The organism is Neobacillus sp. NRS-1170, assembly GCF_050468025.1.
Genome location: NZ_JBITPF010000050.1, coordinates 55,649 through 74,453, shown reverse-complemented (window position 1 = coordinate 74,453; position 18,805 = coordinate 55,649). Strand labels below are relative to the sequence as shown.

20 protein-coding genes, 1 rRNA gene and 1 other annotated feature are annotated in these 18,805 nt (G+C 42.2%); all 21 genes read left to right on the top strand.

Annotation, left to right across the window (positions count from 1 at the left end; all coding sequences use genetic code 11):
- Positions 1-78: ribosomal RNA gene (gene rrf / locus ACIFOT_RS21930) — 5S ribosomal RNA — on the top strand; the annotation flags it as partial.
- A gap of 539 nt (positions 79-617) precedes the next feature.
- On the top strand, positions 618-1,079 hold the full coding sequence (locus ACIFOT_RS21925) for a CtsR family transcriptional regulator (RefSeq protein WP_430067794.1): 462 nt from the start codon (positions 618-620) through the stop codon (positions 1,077-1,079).
- Positions 1,080-1,104: 25 nt separating this feature from the next.
- The gene (locus tag ACIFOT_RS21920; RefSeq protein ID WP_430067791.1) at positions 1,105-1,653 is read left to right on the top strand and encodes a UvrB/UvrC motif-containing protein; all 549 of its coding nucleotides are present in this window, start codon (positions 1,105-1,107) and stop codon (positions 1,651-1,653) included.
- A gap of 4 nt (positions 1,654-1,657) precedes the next feature.
- On the top strand, positions 1,658-2,740 hold the full coding sequence (locus ACIFOT_RS21915) for a protein arginine kinase (RefSeq protein WP_430067788.1): 1,083 nt from the start codon (positions 1,658-1,660) through the stop codon (positions 2,738-2,740).
- 4 nt (positions 2,741-2,744) lie between these two features.
- Positions 2,745-5,186, top strand: coding sequence for an ATP-dependent protease ATP-binding subunit ClpC (gene clpC, locus ACIFOT_RS21910; protein ID WP_430067785.1), 2,442 nt, complete (start codon positions 2,745-2,747; stop codon positions 5,184-5,186).
- A gap of 114 nt (positions 5,187-5,300) precedes the next feature.
- Positions 5,301-6,683: a DNA repair protein RadA gene (radA, locus tag ACIFOT_RS21905; RefSeq protein WP_430067782.1), complete on the top strand. Its 1,383-nt coding sequence runs from the start codon at positions 5,301-5,303 to the stop codon at positions 6,681-6,683.
- Positions 6,684-6,686: 3 nt separating this feature from the next.
- On the top strand, positions 6,687-7,760 hold the full coding sequence (gene disA, locus ACIFOT_RS21900) for a DNA integrity scanning diadenylate cyclase DisA (RefSeq protein WP_430067779.1): 1,074 nt from the start codon (positions 6,687-6,689) through the stop codon (positions 7,758-7,760).
- Positions 7,761-7,922: 162 nt separating this feature from the next.
- Positions 7,923-9,011, top strand: coding sequence for a PIN/TRAM domain-containing protein (locus ACIFOT_RS21895; RefSeq protein ID WP_430067776.1), 1,089 nt, complete (start codon positions 7,923-7,925; stop codon positions 9,009-9,011).
- A gap of 174 nt (positions 9,012-9,185) precedes the next feature.
- Entirely contained in the window at positions 9,186-9,869 is a 684-nt protein-coding gene (ispD, locus tag ACIFOT_RS21890; RefSeq protein WP_430067774.1) for a 2-C-methyl-D-erythritol 4-phosphate cytidylyltransferase, read from the top strand.
- A gap of 2 nt (positions 9,870-9,871) precedes the next feature.
- Positions 9,872-10,348 carry a 2-C-methyl-D-erythritol 2,4-cyclodiphosphate synthase gene (gene ispF, locus ACIFOT_RS21885; protein WP_430067771.1) on the top strand — a complete coding sequence of 159 codons (477 nt, stop codon included), beginning with the start codon at positions 9,872-9,874 and terminating at the stop codon, positions 10,346-10,348.
- A gap of 176 nt (positions 10,349-10,524) precedes the next feature.
- Positions 10,525-11,982 (top strand): glutamate--tRNA ligase, encoded by a 1,458-nt coding sequence (gene gltX, locus ACIFOT_RS21880; RefSeq protein WP_430067769.1) that lies wholly within the window; start codon positions 10,525-10,527, stop codon positions 11,980-11,982.
- Positions 11,983-12,028: 46 nt separating this feature from the next.
- Positions 12,029-12,261 (top strand) — a binding site (T-box leader).
- A 50-nt stretch (positions 12,262-12,311) separates the two neighbouring features.
- A complete protein-coding gene (cysE, locus tag ACIFOT_RS21875; protein ID WP_430067766.1) occupies positions 12,312-12,980 on the top strand; it encodes a serine O-acetyltransferase in 669 nt (222 codons plus the stop codon).
- Positions 12,961-14,358, top strand: coding sequence for a cysteine--tRNA ligase (cysS, locus tag ACIFOT_RS21870; RefSeq protein ID WP_430067763.1), 1,398 nt, complete (start codon positions 12,961-12,963; stop codon positions 14,356-14,358). Before cysE ends, cysS begins: the two co-directional genes overlap by 20 nt.
- A gap of 3 nt (positions 14,359-14,361) precedes the next feature.
- Positions 14,362-14,787 (top strand): Mini-ribonuclease 3, encoded by a 426-nt coding sequence (locus ACIFOT_RS21865; protein ID WP_430067761.1) that lies wholly within the window; start codon positions 14,362-14,364, stop codon positions 14,785-14,787.
- Positions 14,784-15,527, top strand: coding sequence for a 23S rRNA (guanosine(2251)-2'-O)-methyltransferase RlmB (gene rlmB, locus ACIFOT_RS21860; RefSeq protein WP_430067758.1), 744 nt, complete (start codon positions 14,784-14,786; stop codon positions 15,525-15,527). Before ACIFOT_RS21865 ends, rlmB begins: the two co-directional genes overlap by 4 nt.
- 2 nt (positions 15,528-15,529) lie before the next feature.
- The gene (locus ACIFOT_RS21855; RefSeq protein WP_430067756.1) at positions 15,530-16,039 is read left to right on the top strand and encodes an NYN domain-containing protein; all 510 of its coding nucleotides are present in this window, start codon (positions 15,530-15,532) and stop codon (positions 16,037-16,039) included.
- Positions 16,040-16,108: 69 nt separating this feature from the next.
- Positions 16,109-16,759 (top strand): RNA polymerase sporulation sigma factor SigH, encoded by a 651-nt coding sequence (sigH, locus tag ACIFOT_RS21850; protein WP_223595887.1) that lies wholly within the window; start codon positions 16,109-16,111, stop codon positions 16,757-16,759.
- 100 nt (positions 16,760-16,859) lie between these two features.
- A complete protein-coding gene (rpmG, locus tag ACIFOT_RS21845) occupies positions 16,860-17,006 on the top strand; it encodes a 50S ribosomal protein L33 (RefSeq protein ID WP_430067753.1) in 147 nt (48 codons plus the stop codon).
- Between the two features lie 51 nt (positions 17,007-17,057).
- Complete coding sequence (gene secE, locus ACIFOT_RS21840; protein ID WP_430067750.1) at positions 17,058-17,240, top strand: preprotein translocase subunit SecE; 183 nt, start codon at positions 17,058-17,060, stop codon at positions 17,238-17,240.
- A 266-nt stretch (positions 17,241-17,506) separates the two neighbouring features.
- Positions 17,507-18,040, top strand: coding sequence for a transcription termination/antitermination protein NusG (gene nusG, locus ACIFOT_RS21835; RefSeq protein ID WP_430067748.1), 534 nt, complete (start codon positions 17,507-17,509; stop codon positions 18,038-18,040).
- A gap of 337 nt (positions 18,041-18,377) precedes the next feature.
- On the top strand, positions 18,378-18,803 hold the full coding sequence (gene rplK / locus ACIFOT_RS21830; protein ID WP_223595882.1) for a 50S ribosomal protein L11: 426 nt from the start codon (positions 18,378-18,380) through the stop codon (positions 18,801-18,803).
- Positions 18,804-18,805 lie beyond the last annotated feature (2 nt).

The following is an 18,805-nucleotide window of genomic DNA, read 5'->3' as shown; positions in this document are numbered from 1 at the left end:
CCGAACACGGAAGTTAAGCTTCTCAGCGCCGATGGTAGTTGGGGCACGCGCCCCTGTGAGAGTAGGACGTTGCCAGGCAATTAAAAGAGACAATCCGAGAGGGTTGTCTTTTTGTATTGGGAACAAACGTATATCCAAAGTTAAAATGGACTATATTGTGGACACGGGAACTGGAAAAATGGAAGACCGAGTCCACGATAGCGCGTATAGCGGACATGGAACTAGAAAAAAAGAAGACCGAGTCCACGATAGCGCTTATAGAGGACATGGACATCAGAAAAAAAGAAGACCGAGTCTACGATAGCCCATATAGAGGACACGGATATTAGAAAAAAAGAAGTCCAAGTCCAAAATAGCTCGAATCCCTCTCCACTAACTAATAATAAAGCCTCACGAATTACCCTTCAAAGTCTAATGAAGAACAAAACTAACAATACAACTTCCGGACAATACTCCAACTTATTACACCAATCATACATTCATAAAAATTCACACGTTTCCCAACCGCAGAATTTGGAGAAAATCATTAGTAGCGAATCGTTGCATCTAGATAAAAAAGTGAGTATAATTTATGTCAAATATAGTCAAAGTCAGAACCACCAAAAGGGGGTGGGAAGATGAGGAACATTTCCGATATTATTGAAAAATACTTGAAACAAGTATTAGAAATGAGTGACGAGGATCTCGTTGAAATAAAGCGGAGTGAAATCGCCGATAAATTTCAATGCGTCCCTTCACAAATCAATTACGTTATCAATACCCGCTTTACCATCGAAAGAGGATATATTGTCGAAAGCAAACGAGGCGGCGGAGGTTATATCCGAATCATGAAAGTTCAATCTCATGATTTAGCCCATCTAATCGACCATTTGCTATCGTTGATCCAAAACCGAATTAGTCAAGCGAGTGCCGAAGACGTCATCCTAAGGCTTGTCCAGGAAGAAATCATAACGACCAGAGAAGCGAAAATCATGTTAAGTGTCATCGACCGGTCTGTTTTATATATTGATCTTCCATACCGGGACGAATTACGTGCCAGAATGCTAAAAGCCATGCTAACATCTTTAAAATATAAATAACTCAAGCTGCTGGAGAGGTGAAAGTATGATTTGCCAGGAATGTAACCAAAGACCTGCAGCACTTCATTTTACAAAAATCATAAATGGTGAAAAAACAGAAGTGCACCTTTGTGAGAAATGCGCTCAGGAAAAAGGCGAAATGTTCATTTTTAATGGAGAATCGGGTTTTGCATTTAATAATCTGTTAGCTGGATTATTAAATATCGACCCTTCTTTTAAAAAACCAAGCCAAAGCCCGTTTCATCAGGAGGAAGTCCTGCAATGTGATTACTGTTCAATGACTTTTCCTCAATTTTTAAAGGTAGGCCGTTTCGGTTGTGCACATTGCTATGAAACCTTTAAAGAACAGCTTAAACCTGTTTTGGGACGTCTCCACAGCGGCAACTGGGCCCATAACGGAAAAATCCCTAAAAGAATTGGCGGTGGAATTCATCTTCGCAAGCAATTAGAGGAGCTGAAAAACGCACTAAGAGATTCCATCATCGGTGAAGAGTTCGAGAAAGCTGCCGAGATTCGTGATGAAATACGGAACCTAGAAAAACAACTAGCAGGCAGCCAAGAGGGAGGGGAATAACGGCGTGTCACTCGAACGTTTTCTTAATCAAGCGGTCAGTTCTTGGATGAGTGCGGAAGGACCCGATTCCGATATTGTCCTAAGTTCTCGAATCCGATTGGCCCGAAATTTTAATGAATATCGATTCCCAACTTTATTTTCACACGAAGAAGCGAAAGGGATTATTTTAGAAATCGAAGAGATTTTAAAAACTTCACCGCTTCAAAAATTTGGTCAAATGGAATTGTTGGAAATTGATGAAATACAGCCGCTCCAAAAAAGAGTCCTAGTGGAAAAGCATTTAATCAGTCCACATTTAGCGGAAGATTCACCATATGGTGCAGTTCTATTAACCGAAAATGAAGAAGTTAGTATTATGATTAATGAAGAGGATCATATCCGAATACAATGTTTGTTCCCGGGCATGCAATTATCAGAAGCGCTGGATGCTGCGAATGAAATAGATGATTGGCTCGAGAGTAATATTCAATATGCTTTTGATGAAAAACACGGTTACTTAACTAGCTGTCCTACCAATGTAGGAACAGGCCTCCGAGCTTCCGTTATGATGCATTTGCCTGGTCTGATGTTAACCCAGCAAATCAACCGGATTATTCCTGCTATTCACCAATTAGGACTGGTTGTCAGAGGGATTTATGGTGAAGGAAGTGAAGCGCTGGGGAATATATTTCAAATCTCCAATCAAATCACATTAGGAAAATCGGAAGAGGATATCGGCCGTGACCTAATGGGCGTTGTCAGCCAGTTAATTTCGCAAGAAAGGTCGGCACGTGAAGCATTACGAAAGACTTCTAACATACAATTAGAAGACAGGGTGTTCCGTTCGTTGGGCGTGTTATCTAATAGCCGGATCATTGAATCAAATGAAGCTGCAAAGTGTTTATCCGATGTTCGGCTTGGAATAGATATGGGGTATATCAATGATATGCCAAAAACGATATTAAATGAATTAATGATATTAACTCAGCCGGGATTTTTGCAGCAATATGCCGGCGGACCATTAAGACCTCATGAGAGAGATATCAGACGCGCAGCATTAATACGGGAACGACTAAATTTGGAGAAAGAAAAAATAGGTGAGGAGTGAGAGTATGATGTTCGGCCGTTTTACTGAGAGAGCACAAAAAGTTTTAGCTTTAGCACAAGAGGAAGCCATTCGTCTTGGTCACAACAATATTGGGACAGAGCATATTTTATTAGGGTTAATTCGTGAAGGAGAAGGGATCGCAGCAAAGGCCCTTTATGGCCTGGGATTAGGTTCTGATAAAATCCAAAAAGAAGTTGAAAACTTAATTGGCAAAGGACAAGAGACGTCTCAAACCATTCACTATACTCCTAGAGCAAAAAAAGTCATTGAACTTTCCATGGATGAGGCCCGGAAATTAGGCCATTCTTATGTCGGAACAGAGCATATTCTCCTTGGATTGATCCGTGAAGGAGAGGGTGTTGCTGCCCGTGTACTTAATAATCTTGGTGTCAGCTTAAATAAAGCGCGCCAGCAGGTCCTTCAATTGTTAGGAAGCAATGAATCTGGCGGACATCAGGGTGGCGGGGCAGTAAGCGCTAATACTCCAACACTTGATAGCCTTGCTCGTGATTTAACAGCGATTGCAAGAGAAGGAAGTCTAGATCCAGTAATTGGACGCAGTAAGGAAATTCAGCGAGTTATCGAGGTACTAAGCCGCCGGACAAAAAATAACCCGGTTTTAATCGGTGAGCCTGGTGTAGGTAAAACTGCGATTGCTGAAGGGCTTGCCCAGCAAATCGTGAATAATGAAGTGCCGGAAATTCTCCGTGATAAGCGCGTCATGACGCTCGATATGGGAACCGTTGTTGCCGGAACGAAGTATCGCGGTGAATTTGAAGACCGTCTGAAAAAAGTAATGGATGAAATTCGCCAAGCAGGCAATATCATTCTATTTATTGATGAACTTCATACCTTAATTGGAGCTGGTGGTGCGGAAGGTGCGATTGACGCTTCCAATATTTTAAAACCATCGCTTGCTCGTGGTGAACTTCAATGTATCGGAGCTACGACACTTGATGAATACCGTAAATATATTGAAAAAGATGCTGCCTTAGAACGTCGTTTCCAACCAATCCGTGTTGATGAACCAACTGCTGAGGAATCGATTCAAATTTTAGAAGGATTGCGTGATCGTTATGAGGCGCACCACCGTGTATCAATTACAGATGAAGCGATTGAGGCTGCGGTAAAGCTTTCTGATCGTTATATTTCGGACCGCTTCCTGCCTGATAAAGCAATCGATTTAATTGATGAAGCGGGCTCGAAGGTACGACTTCGTTCCTATACCACTCCTCCTAATTTAAAAGAATTAGAGGTAAAGCTTGAAGATGTCAGAAAAGAGAAGGACTCAGCCGTTCAAAGCCAAGAGTTTGAAAAAGCGGCTTCCTTAAGAGATACAGAGCAGCGTCTGCGTGAACAGCTCGAAGAAACGAAGAAAACGTGGAAAGAAAAACAAGGAAAAGAAAATAACGAAGTAACCGTTGAGGATATCGCCAGTGTCGTTTCCAGCTGGACGGGAGTACCTGTTTCGAAGCTTCAACAAACGGAGACTGCAAAACTTCTAAATCTAGAGGAAGTTCTTCATTCTCGTGTTATTGGTCAAGAGGAAGCCGTTATTGCGGTGTCTAAAGCAGTCCGCCGTGCGAGAGCAGGACTAAAAGATCCGAAACGTCCAATCGGTTCATTCGTCTTCCTTGGACCAACCGGTGTAGGAAAAACGGAATTAGCACGGGCGCTTGCTGAAGCCATGTTTGGCGATGAGGATGCGATGATTCGTATTGATATGTCTGAGTATATGGAGAAGCATTCTACCTCCCGTCTTGTCGGTTCCCCTCCAGGCTATGTCGGCTATGAAGAAGGCGGACAATTAACCGAAAAGGTTCGTAGAAAACCATACTCTGTAATCTTGCTGGATGAGATTGAAAAGGCACATCCGGATGTATTTAATATCCTTCTTCAAGTGCTTGAAGATGGACGCTTAACAGACTCCAAAGGAAGAACGGTTGATTTCCGTAATACCGTTTTGATTATGACCTCCAATGTCGGGGCAGAAGCATTAAAACGCAACAAATTTGTCGGCTTTAATATTCAGGACAGCGCCCAGGATTATAAGGATATGAAGGGGAAAGTAATGGAGGAATTAAAGAAAGCCTTCCGTCCGGAATTCTTGAACCGTATCGATGAAATCATCGTCTTCCATGCACTCGAGAAGAAGCATTTAGACGAAATTGTCACTCTTTTATCAGACCAGTTAGTCAAACGCTTAAAGGAGCAAAATATTTCAATCGAATTAACACCTGCAGCAAAAGGCAAAATTTCAGAGGAAGGGTATGACCCAGAATACGGGGCTAGACCACTAAGACGTGCGATTCAAAAACATATTGAAGACCGTCTATCTGAGGAACTGCTAAAAGGTACATTATTAACAGGCCACCATGCTATAATAGATGTTGATAATGGTGAATTTGTTGTTAAATCAGCTGAGAAAACGAGCTTAACGAAATAAAATAGATTAAGTTCTGCAAAAAATAACTGTAGTTACTCAAGTAGAGGTACACGTGAATAAAGTCCAACCGTGTACCTCTTTTTTCATTTTTGCAGTTGTAAGGAAGGTAAAGGAATGGCTAAACGAAAAACAAAGTTTATGTGCTCAGAGTGCGGCTATGAATCGCCAAAATGGATGGGGAAATGTCCGGGGTGCGGTTCGTGGAATAAGATGGTCGAGGAAGTTGAGGTAACTGGTGCTAATAGAAGAGGAGCTTTTGCCCATTCACAAGGCACTTCAACGATTCTCTCAAAACCAACCCCGATCACATCAATTGAAATGGTAAGTGAACCAAGAATTCTTACCGATTTAAATGAACTGAACCGAGTCCTAGGCGGCGGTGTCGTTAAGGGTTCTTTAGTTTTGATTGGCGGGGATCCGGGAATCGGTAAATCAACACTGCTTCTTCAAGTATCCTCCCAGCTGGCGGGTAAAGGTAATCAGGTTTTGTACATATCGGGGGAGGAGTCATTAAGGCAAACAAAACTCCGTGCTGAACGTTTGGGAATCAAATCAGAAAATCTGCTTGTATATGCAGAAACAAATCTCGAGGAAATTAATCGAACGATTGATAGTACAAACCCAAGTTTCGTCATCATCGATTCCATCCAAACTGTGTTCCATCCGGATATTACATCAGCGCCGGGGAGCGTTTCCCAGGTCCGCGAGTGTACCTCTGAACTAATGAGAATTGGAAAAACGAAAGGGATCGCCATTTTTATCGTTGGGCACGTCACCAAAGAAGGCTCCATTGCCGGTCCGAGACTGTTAGAGCATATGGTGGATACGGTGCTTTATTTTGAAGGAGAACGGCACCATACGTATCGAATATTACGGGCAGTCAAAAATCGCTTTGGCTCTACAAATGAAATGGGAATTTTTGAAATGAAGGAGTTTGGCCTCGAGGAAGTAGAAAACCCGTCTGAAATTTTTCTGGAAGAACGTTCAAGGGGGGCGGCAGGCTCTACGGTGGTGGCCTCGATGGAAGGAACACGACCTGTTCTCGTAGAAATCCAGGCATTAATCTCGCCGACAAGCTTCGGAAATCCAAGAAGAATGGCAACCGGAATCGACCATAACCGAGTGCCGCTATTAATGGCCGTCCTCGAGAAACGAGTGGGAATGCTCTTGCAAAATCAAGATGCCTATTTAAAGGTTGCCGGCGGCGTAAAATTGGATGAGCCGGCGATTGATTTAGCTGTAGCGGTCAGCATCGCCTCGAGCTTCAGAGATAAACCGACCAGGCCGACTGATTGCATTATCGGTGAAGTGGGGCTGACCGGTGAGGTTAGACGGGTATCGAGAATCGAGCAGCGCGTCCAGGAAGCGGCAAAGCTTGGATTTGAGCGGGTCATCCTTCCTGCCAATAATTTAAGCGGCTGGAATGGACCTGCAGGGGTCGAACTAATTGGTGTTTCCTCGGTTAGCGAAGCACTAAAAGCTGCGTTGGGGGGGTAGCGGATGGATCATAAAAAGCTCGGCGACCATACTGTTAGTGACGTATTGCAGCTTCTTGCCCCAGGTGCGCCTCTTCGTGAAGGAATTGATAATGTTTTGAGAGCCAATACTGGGGGGCTCATTGTTATTGGGTATAACGACAAGGTTAAAAGTATTGTCGATGGCGGCTTTGAAATCAACTGTCCTTTTTCGCCAAGCTTTTTATATGAATTGGCCAAAATGGATGGAGCCATTATTTTAAATGAAACCGGAAATAAAATTCTATTTGCAAATGCCCAGCTGGCTCCTGATGCGGATATAACCTCGACTGAAACGGGGATGCGGCACCGAACGGCTGAGAGAGCTGCCAAACAAACAAAATCTTTAGTCATTGCGATTTCGCAGAGACGGAATGTGATTACCTTGTATCAAGGAAATTTCCGTTATGCGTTAAAGGATATTGCGGTCATTTTAACGAAAGCCAATCAAGCGATTCAAACACTCGAGAAATATAAAGCGGTATTGCAACAAAGTATTACCAATTTAAGTATTTTAGAGTTTGAGGAATCAGTTACATATAATGACTTTTTAATGGTTCTTCATCGTTTCGAAATGGTGTTAAAAATTAAAAATGAACTATTAACCTTTTTGTATGAACTGGGGACAGAAGGCAGGCTTATCCGCTTGCAAATGAATGAAATCTTGACGGAACTTGAAGAAGAAATCATGTTGATTATCAAGGACTATGCCAATGATCGCGATGTGAAAGCCCGTGAGGTCCTTCAAAGGATGCAGGTGCTGGCCAATAGCGGCACGATTGAAGATATGGTGTTATTAAAGCTAATGGGCTACCTAGGCTATGTTCATTTGGATGAAAATAAAAATCCCCGCGGTTATCGGATTCTGAATAAAATACCGCGGCTGCCAGCCATTATTATCGAAAACCTCATCACCTGTTTCGACGAGCTTTCCAATATTATTTCCGCCACTGTTGAAGAACTGGACGAAGTTGAGGGGATTGGCGAGGTTCGTGCCAAGAAAATTAAAGAAGGCTTTAAATTGATTAAAGAGCGGCTCTACACGGACCGCCATTTATAATTGGTAATTATTTGACACAAAAATTTTCCAGTGCTACCCTATGAGGAGTAAGATTTTAACATCACAAATTTATTTCAAGACCTTTACAATTTGGAAAAATAATCAACATTTCAAGGTTTCAATTTTACGAATCTGTTTATAATGAGTAGAGGAGGTGAAGGAATGTTAAAACGAATTGTGCAGGTTTGCTTCCTCATAATAGGCGGTACGCTTGGGATCTTGTTTTTACCGAATTTGTTCAATCTACTTCATATTAATGACATTCCCGTTATTAATAATTCTTATGTCACTGCTATTTTAGGTGCTATTATTTTTTATCTTATTACCTTTTGGGCAGTAGATTATGTGTTTAATTTTATTACATGGGCTGAAGATTCATTGGTGAAAATTCCTGTTACGGATGTGCTGTTTGGCAGTCTAGGTCTCATTTTTGGTCTATTGGTTGCCTTTTTAGTCGGCTTTGCGCTAAATGCTGTTCAGGTGCCGGTGTTAAATGCGGTTGCACCCATTTTGCTGACTCTCTTATTTGGTTACTTAGGCTTTCAAGTCGGCTTTAAAAAACGGGATGAGCTCTTAGGTCTTTTTGGAAAGGGCAGCAGCAAGAAAAAGTCAGCCGAAGAAGAGACCGAAAAAGAAGCTAAACATCCTTTAAAAATATTAGATACAAGTGTTATTATCGATGGACGTGTAGCTGATATTTGTCAAACAGGATTTTTAGAAGGGACGATTGTCATTCCTCAGTTTGTTTTGGCGGAATTGCAGCATATTGCGGACTCTTCTGATGTCTTAAAGAGAAATCGCGGCCGACGAGGCTTGGATATATTAAACAGAATTCAAAAGGAACTCGCTATTAAAGTTGAGATTTACGAGGGCGATTTTGAAGAAATCAGTGAAGTAGATTCAAAGCTAGTTAAGCTGGCGAAAATAACAAATGGTATTCTTGTCACCAATGATTTTAATCTTAATAAAGTATGTGAATTGCAGAACGTCTCTGTGTTAAACATTAATGATTTAGCCAATGCCGTGAAGCCGGTCGTTCTTCCAGGGGAGGAATTAACGGTTCAAGTAATCAAGGACGGAAAAGAATATCACCAGGGCGTTGCTTATTTAGATGATGGAACCATGATTGTAGTAGAAGAGGGAAGAGAATATATCGGGAAAAGAATTGAGGTTCTTGTTACGAGTGTCCTTCAGACTTCTGCCGGCCGAATGATTTTTGCTAAACCAAAATTATTAGAAAAAGCCTTGTAAACAGAAAAGGGAAAGCGCCTTCGGAACAAGCAGAGCTTGTTCCTGCGATGAATATTTTAAGGAGATTTCCTTAGTGTTCAGCCCTGACAAGCAAATTTGACTTTTATTGCCGAAGGTTATTTGACCTCGAGGGGCTAGGCGCTGGATCTGGACAATAAAGATTGGGGATTTATTATGACCTACCAAGTCATTCTCCCGGCTGCGGGCCAGGGAAAAAGGATGGGAGCGGGGAAAAATAAACTGCTGCTCACACTTAATGAAATTCCAGTTCTTATTCATACCTTAAGGGTGTTTGATGAAGACGAGGCCTGCGACGGCATCATCCTCGCCATTCATCCTCAGGATGAAGAGGAATTTAAAGCATTGTTAAAAAAGCACAAAATCAAAAAAGTTATCAATTTAGTTCCTGGTGGAAAGGAACGTCAGCATAGTATCTATAATGCTCTGAAAACAGTGAAAAGCGCAGGGATTATTCTTGTTCATGATGCAGCAAGGCCATTTATTCAAAAAGAGCATATCCATCGTTTAACAGAGAAGGCGGTTGAAACAGGTGCTGCTATAATCGGAGTACCTGCGAAGGACACGATGAAAAAGGTACAGGATGGTATTGTTGCTGAAACTGTCGAACGTTCAAGCTTGTGGGCCGTGCAAACCCCGCAAGCTTTTCGTATTTCGCTGCTAAAAGAGGCCTATGATCACGCCGAGAAGGACCAGTTTCTTGGCACAGACGATGCGAGTTTAGTCGAGCGCCTCAACCATTCTGTAGCCATGGTCGAAGGCGATTACGATAATATCAAGCTGACAACACCGGAAGATTTATTTTTCGCAGAAGCTATTTTAAAAAAGAGGAGTTTTTAATCATGTTTCGAATTGGTCAAGGCTTCGATGTTCATCAATTAACAGAGGGGCGTCCGCTTATTATTGGCGGAATTACCATCCCCTACGAAAAGGGGCTGTTAGGTCATTCCGATGCAGACGTATTATTGCATACAGTGTCAGATGCCTGCCTGGGTGCAATTGGAGAGGGGGATATCGGCAAGCATTTCCCCGATACTGACCCGAACTTTAAAGATGCAGACTCCGCTAAGCTAATGGAGCATGTATGGCTGTTAGTAAAGGAAAAAGGCTATGAGCTTGTGAACGCCGATTGTACAATCATTGCCCAGAAGCCGAAAATGGCTCCTTATATTGAGCAGATGCGGCTGCGGATTGCTGAATTGTTAGAAGCTGATCCGGAACAAATCAATGTAAAGGCAACAACAACAGAAACGCTCGGCTTCACCGGAAGAGGAGAAGGCATTGCCTCCCAAGCAGTAGTTTTATTGAAGAAGAAATGATAAAATAATCAGTTGAAAATATTAAAAAGAGAAATGTCTAGCTCCAGCGCCTAGGGGCTCTCAGGTCTAAGCCAATCCGTCAGGAAGGTTAAAGGGCAACCTTCCCGACGGCTCGTCTTATGCCTGTCGCCCCTGGGCAAGGCGCCTACGCTTTTCTAATTGGAGGCAATATAGATATGTCAAACGAAGTTCGTGTAAGGTATGCTCCAAGTCCGACAGGGCATTTACATATCGGAAACGCCCGTACTGCGTTATTTAATTATTTATTCGCACGCAACAAAGGCGGGAAATTTATCATCCGAATTGAAGATACTGATAAAAAGCGGAATATCGAGGGCGGAGAAGAAAGCCAATTAAAATACTTAAAATGGCTTGGTATGGATTGGGATGAAAGTGTCGATGTGGGCGGCGAGTATGGACCCTATCGTCAATCTGAAAGAAACGATATTTATGAAACATACTACAACCAATTATTAAATGAAGGTCATGCTTATAAATGTTATTGCACGGAGGAAGAGCTTGAAACGGAGCGGGAAGCGCAAACGGAACGAGGCGAAACGCCGCATTATTCCGGGAAGTGCCGTCATTTGACTCCGGAGGAGCGTCAGCAGCTCGAAAGCGAAGGCCGCGAGCCAAGCATCCGCATTGCCGTTCCTGAGGGAAAAACCTATACCTTTGATGATATGGTTAAAGGCGCCGTTTCCTTTGAATCAGAAGGAATGGGTGACTGGGTCATCGTCAAAAAAGATGGAACACCTACCTATAACTTTGCCGTTGCCATTGATGATCATTTAATGGAAATTTCTCATGTCCTTCGCGGCGATGATCATATTTCTAATACACCGAAGCAGCTGATGGTATATGAAGCATTAAGCTGGGAACCGCCTATTTTTGGGCACATGACCTTAATTGTCAACGAAAGCCGCAAAAAGTTAAGTAAGCGCGACGAATCGATTATTCAATTCATTGAGCAATACGAGGAATTAGGCTATTTGCCGGAAGCATTATTTAACTTTATTACCTTGCTCGGCTGGTCGCCAGCAGGTGAAGAGGAGCTATATTCTAAGGCTGAGTTTATTGAAATTTTTGATGCAAACCGATTGTCAAAATCACCGGCATTATTTGATAAGCAAAAGCTTACCTGGATGAACAATCAATACATGAAAAAGGTTGAAGTTGACCGGGTTATGGAACTAGCGCTGCCTCATTTAATTAAAGCAGGGCGTATCAGTGGGAATCTGGCCGAAGAAGAGCGAAACTGGGTACATGGCTTAGTTGCCCTTCTGCAGGAAAAAATGAGCTTTGGTGCCGAAATCGTCGGGCTGTCCGATATGTTCTTTACAGACGAGGCAGTATATGAGGATGATGCAAAGGAAATACTGACAGGTGAGCAGGTTCCGGAAGTATTAAAGGCATTCTCCCATGAACTCGATCAACTCGAAAGCTTCGAGGCAGATGGAATTAAGGCAGCCATGAAGGCTGTTCAAAAATCCACTGGTCAAAAAGGGAAAAATTTGTTCATGCCGATTCGCGCAGCGGTTACAGGCCAAACCCATGGACCGGATCTTCCGCAGGCAATTGAACTTTTGGGCAAGCAAAAGGTCCAAATGAGAATTAATAAAATTATTAGTTAACATTAGAGACAAAATGTAATATAGTATATGTAAGAATTTTTTATATCTTAAAGCGACGAAGAGGAAAAGTAGATAAATGATGCTTTTAAGAGAAAACCATCACCGGCTGAAAGTGGTTTAAGCCTCTCATTGATTGAAATGCACCTCTGAGCCCCAGTTCGAAAGAGTCGACTCCAGTAGATTTGGGCGGAACAATTCCGTTAACAAGTAAGAGTGAGATTAGTAAGCGGCTTAGCTTACAGTCTAATCAGAGTGGAACCACGCATAAGCGTCTCTGTCGTTATGACAGGGGCGTTTTTTATTTACACAAAAACAAGGGGGAAACGGTTATGTTTAGGAGGATGAAGGAGGATATTGAAGTTGTTTTTGAGCAGGATCCAGCAGCGCGCAGCTATTTAGAAGTGGTTCTAACCTATTCAGGCTTACATGCCATTTGGGCACACCGCGTCGCCCATGCACTCTTTAAACGGAAGTTATTTTTCTTAGCCCGGGTTGTTTCCCAAATCAGCCGCTTTTTTACGGGGATTGAAATCCATCCAGGGGCAAAAATAGGCAGGAGATTTTTCATCGACCACGGTATGGGAGTTGTCATCGGTGAAACATGTGAAATTGGCGATAATGTTACTGTTTTCCAAGGAGTTACACTCGGAGGTACTGGTAAAGAAAAAGGAAAGAGGCATCCTACTATTAAGGATAATGCCCTCATTGCCACCGGCGCAAAAGTTCTGGGTTCGATTACGGTGGGGGAAAATTCCAAAATCGGTGCAGGTTCAGTCGTATTAAAGGAAGTACCGCCAAACTCAACGGTTGTAGGGGTGCCCGGAAGAGTTGTCATTCAGGATGGCAAGCGGATTAATAAAGATTTCAATCATTGCGACCTTCCCGATCCAGTTGCTGATCGCTTAAGGGATATGCAATATGAATTAGACCAGTTAAAAGATGAACTGGAAGAATTGAAGGAAGAAAGGATAAAGGTCAATGGCCATTCAACTTTATAATACACTTACACGTAAAAAAGAAGACTTCATTCCGCTTGAGGAAGGTAAAGTAAAAATGTATGTCTGCGGTCCGACGGTCTATAATTATATCCATATCGGCAATGCCCGTCCTGCCATTGTTTTTGATACGGTCCGCCGTTATTTTGAATTCAGCGGCTTTAAGGTAGAGTATGTTTCGAATTTCACCGATGTCGATGACAAATTAATTCGCGCTGCCAATCAATTAGGAACAGATGTCCCGACGATTGCCGACCGATTTATCAATGCTTATTTCGAGGATGTTTCGGCATTAGGATGCAAAAAAGCAGATGTCCATCCTCGCGTCATGGAAAATATGGACATCATTATTGAATTTATCAGCCAATTAATTGAAAAAGGTTACGCTTATGAATCCGAGGGGGATGTTTATTTCCATACCCGGAGCTTCAAGGGATACGGAAAGCTCTCTCATCAATCAATTGATGACTTACAGGTCGGTGCCAGGATTGAAGTCGGCGATAAGAAACAGGACGATTTAGACTTTGCTTTATGGAAAGCAGCAAAGGAAGGGGAAATTTACTGGGACAGTCCATGGGGAATTGGCCGGCCGGGCTGGCATATTGAATGCTCGGCGATGGCGAAAAAATATCTTGGTGACACAATCGATATTCATGCAGGCGGCCAGGATTTAACCTTCCCGCATCATGAAAATGAGATTGCCCAATCGGAAGCTCTTTCAGGCAAGCTGTTCTCGCGCTACTGGATGCATAACGGTTACATTAATATCGATAATGAAAAAATGTCCAAATCACTTGGTAATTTCGTCTTGGTGCATGACATCATCAAGGAACATAATCCACAAGTACTGCGGTTTTTCATGTTATCAGTGCATTATCGCAATCCTATCAATTACAGCGTCGAATTATTGGAAAGCACGAAAGCGGCCTTTGAAAGGTTAATGACCTCTTACCAAAATTTAAAACATCGCAAAGAGGCAAGTACCGATCTCACTCATAATAATCAAGAATGGCTTGAAAAAATTGCTTCCTTACATGAGCAGTTCGTCGAAGCGATGGATGATGATTTTAATACAGCGAAAGCCATTTCCGTATTGTTTGATCTTTCTAAACTAGCGAATTATTATCTATTAGAAAAAACAACAGCAGTAGAAGTTATTGATGCATTTACTAAACAATTTGAAGACCTTTTCCAGGTACTGGGTCTGACAATTGAAAAGGAAGAAATGCTCGATGAAGAAATTGATGCCTTAATCGAACAACGCAACCAGGCAAGGAAAGATCGCAACTTCCAATTGTCTGACCAAATTCGGGACCAGTTGAAGGATATGAATATTATTTTAGAAGACACACCACAGGGTACTAGGTGGAAAAGAGGCTAATTCATGCTTGATTATGAACAAACAATCGATGCCAAACAATTGAATAGCCTCGCCCTTGCTTACATGGGTGATGCCATTTTTGAAACCTATGTCAGGCGTCATCTCTTGTATGGCGGCCAGGTGCGGCCCCATCAGCTTCACCGCGCCGGTACAAGATATGTATCAGCGAAAGCACAGAGCCAAATTCTTTTTCAAATGATGGATGATGAGCTTTTAAGCGAAGAAGAATTAGCGGTTGTGATGCGCGGCCGTAATGCCAAGTCGGGAACCGTCCCAAAAAACACAGATGTCCAAACCTATCGCTACAGTACGGCATTTGAGGCGTTGATGGGTTATTTATACTTAACGGATAATACCGCTCGTTTAGAAGAACTCATTCAGAAGGCATTTTTGTATGTTGATGAAAAAAGAAAGGAGGAACAAGGATGACTCAGGAATACATCGTTGGAAAAAATCCAGTTATCGAAGCAATAAAATCAGGACGGGATATTAATAAAATTTTAATTGCAGAAGGCTCGCAGCGCGGTCAGATGCAGCAAGTGACCCAATTGGCAAAAGAAGCGAATGTGCTCGTGCAATTTGTCCCAAAGAAAAAAATTGATCAAGTGACGGATCAAAATCATCAAGGTGTCCTTGCCTATGTTGCGGCATATCAATATGCAGAAATGGATGATTTGTTTGCAGCGGCAGAAATGAAAAACGAATCTCCTTTCTTTTTATTGCTGGATGAAATTGAGGACCCGCACAACCTCGGTTCGATTATGAGGACTGCCGATGCCGTAGGCGCACATGGTATTATTATTCCTAAGAGGAGGGCAGTAGGTCTTACTGCGACGGTTGCCAAAGCTTCGACAGGAGCAATCGAATATATCCCTGTTGTTCGTGTTACAAATATGGCGCGAACGATTGATGAATTAAAGGAACGCGGTGTTTGGATTGCTGGTACAGATGCAAAAGGAAAACAGGATTATCGTCAAATGGATGGTACACTGCCGCTTGGTTTAGTGATTGGCAGTGAAGGAAAAGGAATGGGGCGGCTGATTCGCGATAAATGTGATTTTCTCATTCATTTGCCGATGGTTGGAAAAGTTACTTCTTTAAATGCCTCTGTAGCTGCTGCCTTGCTGATGTATGAGGTATACCGAAAACGTCATAGTCTAGAGGGATAGCCATGAATATCCTGCTTGTTGACGGTTACAACATTATTGGAGCCTGGCCGGAGCTTAGAGCGTTGAAGGACCGGGACCTCCCCGCTGCACGGGACCGCTTAGTGGAACAAATGGCCGAATACCAAGCGGTTTCCGGTTATCGCGTTATTGTTGTTTTTGATGCCCACTATGTACAAGGAACGGAAAAAAAATATAAAAACCACCAGGTAGAAGTTATTTTTACCAAGGAAAATGAAACAGCCGATGAGCGGATTGAAAAAATGGCCATTAGTTTAAATAATCGGAGAACGCAAATTCATGTGGCCACCTCTGATTTTACAGAACAGTGGGCTATTTTTGGACAAGGGGCGTTAAGAAAATCCGCTCGCGAGCTCCTTGTTGAAATGTCTTCCATTGAGAAGGTCATCGAAAAGAAAGTGAAGAAGATTCAAGAGAAAAAACCTGTGTCCAAAATTTCGATTAGCGATGAAATGGCGGAAATTTTTGAAAAATGGCGCAGAGGGCAGAAATGAACATAGTATTTTCATAGCTTGTCATGTATAATAATACTATCTATGCTTGTTCGGTGGAGGGGATCTACTTTGAGTACGGACTTCGGGACAAAAATTAACGAAGAGTTTTTTCGGATGGAAGACGAAGAAATTGTCGATTTAGTGCATCAGGGTGATAGTGAAGCATTGGATTATTTAATCCATAAGTATCGTAATTTTGTGCGTGCAAAAGCAAGATCCTATTTTTTAATTGGAGCCGATAAAGAAGATATTGTGCAAGAGGGAATGATTGGTCTATATAAGGCCATTCGTGACTTTCGTGAGGACAAGCTCACCTCATTCAAAGCCTTTGCCGAGCTGTGCATAACCCGGCAAATTATTACGGCGATTAAGACGGCCACACGGCAAAAGCATATTCCGTTGAATTCTTACGTTTCTTTGGACAAGCCTATCTATGATGAAGAGTCAGACCGGACCTTAATGGATGTTTTGTCGGGTGCCAAGGTACTTGACCCGGAAGAATTAATCATTAATCAAGAAGAGTTTGACCATATAGAAGTAAAAATGACAGAATTATTAAGCGATTTAGAACGAAAAGTTTTAGCCCTTTATCTTGATGGACAGTCCTACCAAGAAATATCAGAAGAATTGAACCGCCATGTTAAATCCATCGATAATGCCCTGCAGCGTGTGAAAAGAAAACTAGAGCGATACCTAGAGATACGCGAATTTTCGCTTTGATATATGGTATTATTTTGAATCCGTTCTCATGGTTGTTGACATTAATTAGGACACATGTTACATTTTTAGGGATAAAAAAGATGGGTAAAGGTACCTTATTATGAGTAAAAAAGTCATTCTTGCCTGTGCTGAATGCGGCTCGCGTAATTATTCGACCGAAAGCAAACAGACAGTTTCAGAAAGATTAGAATTAAAAAAATTCTGTAAGACTTGTGCAACCCATACAGTTCACCGAGAAACAAAATGATTTTCGATAGATTTTTGCAATGCTGATTAAGATATTCTGGGGGTTACAGAAATGCAACGCATAAAGAAATTCTTTAGTGATATTTTACGTGAAATGAGAAAAGTAAGCTGGCCAAAACGCGGCGAACTAACTCGTTCTACGCTTACTGTTTTATCAACTGTTGTTTTTTTTGCGGCATTCTTTGCTGTGCTGGATTTAGGAATTTCTAAATTGATTCGTTTAATTCTTGAATAATAAGTTATACTTCATGGTATAATGGTGACTAATAAAGAATTTTGAACTAAAACCCGTACACGCGGGTTTTTTAATTTGGCTAGAAAAGCGGAAGCGACCGTTTAGCGCACGACAGGCCTGGAGCGCTCTGACTGAGATAAAGGAAACACGAAGAGCGATAGCGATTCGATGTTAACTTATCGTAGGGAGGAGAGCGAAGGACACTAGTCGCTGGGCGCTGGAGCTGGACAGTAAAAATAGGGAGGGACGGACGCGAGTCCTCTTAAATGGAAAAGAATTGGTATGTAGTCCATACTTACTCGGGTTATGAAAATAAAGTAAAGGCAAATCTAGAGAAACGTGTGGAATCGATGGGAATGGCGGATAAAATTTTCCGCGTAGTCGTTCCGGAAGAAGAAGAAACTGAAATCAAAAATGGCAAGAAAAAGGTTGTAAAACGAAAAGTTTTCCCTGGATACGTTCTAGTTGAAATTGTTATGACCGATGATTCTTGGTATGTGGTACGGAATACACCAGGTGTAACGGGATTTGTTGGATCTGCAGGTTCAGGATCAAAACCAACTCCGTTATTGCCGGATGAGGTACAAGTATTATTGAAACGCATGGGTGTAGAAGAAAAACGTGTGGATGTTGATTATGAAATCGGCGAGACAGTCCGCGTGAAGGAAGGTCCGTTCGCGAACTTTACTGGAACAGTTGAAGAAATGGATAAGAACCACGCGAAGCTTAAAGTACTTGTTAACATGTTTGGCCGTGACACCCCGGTGGAGCTTGATTTTACTCAAATTGAAAAACTTTAAATAGAAAAGCGGAAGCGCCTTGCCCAGGGGCGACAAGCATAAGCCAATCCGGCGGGAAGGTAGTTTTTTAACCTTCCCGCCGGATTGGCTGTAGACCTGCGAGCCCCTAGGCGCTGTAGCTAGACAGTAACCGAAGTTAAAAGAAAATTAAAGTTTAATGTAAAAAAACTTGAAATCATTTTTAAAAAATGTTAATATTTCATAGGTCAGTATGTCTCCGAATTGGAGACAAGACTTTTGTCAAGTTCTTTGTATTTATATAAAGACTAATTGCCTGAGTGGGAGGGTTCCTAAGGTTCCCAATTACCACATCACGGACTTTAAGGAGGTGTGTCTCGTGGCTAAAAAAGTAATTAAAGTTGTTAAATTACAAATCCCTGCTGGTAAAGCAAACCCTGCACCACCAGTTGGTCCTGCACTAGGTCAAGCCGGTGTTAACATCATGGGATTCTGTAAGGAATTTAACGCTCGTACAGCAGATCAAGCTGGATTGATCATTCCTGTTGAAATCACGGTATTTGAAGACCGTTCATTTACATTTATTACGAAAACTCCTCCTGCTGCCGTTCTTTTGAAAGTAGCAGCTGGAATTCAGTCTGGTTCAGGCCAGCCTAACCGTAATAAAGTAGCAACAGTAAAGCGTGGTACAGTACGCGAGATTGCGGAACAAAAAATGCCTGACCTTAACGCAGCTAGCGTTGAAGCAGCAATGCGCATGGTTGAAGGTACTGCACGCAGCATGGGTATCGTAATCGAAGATTAATC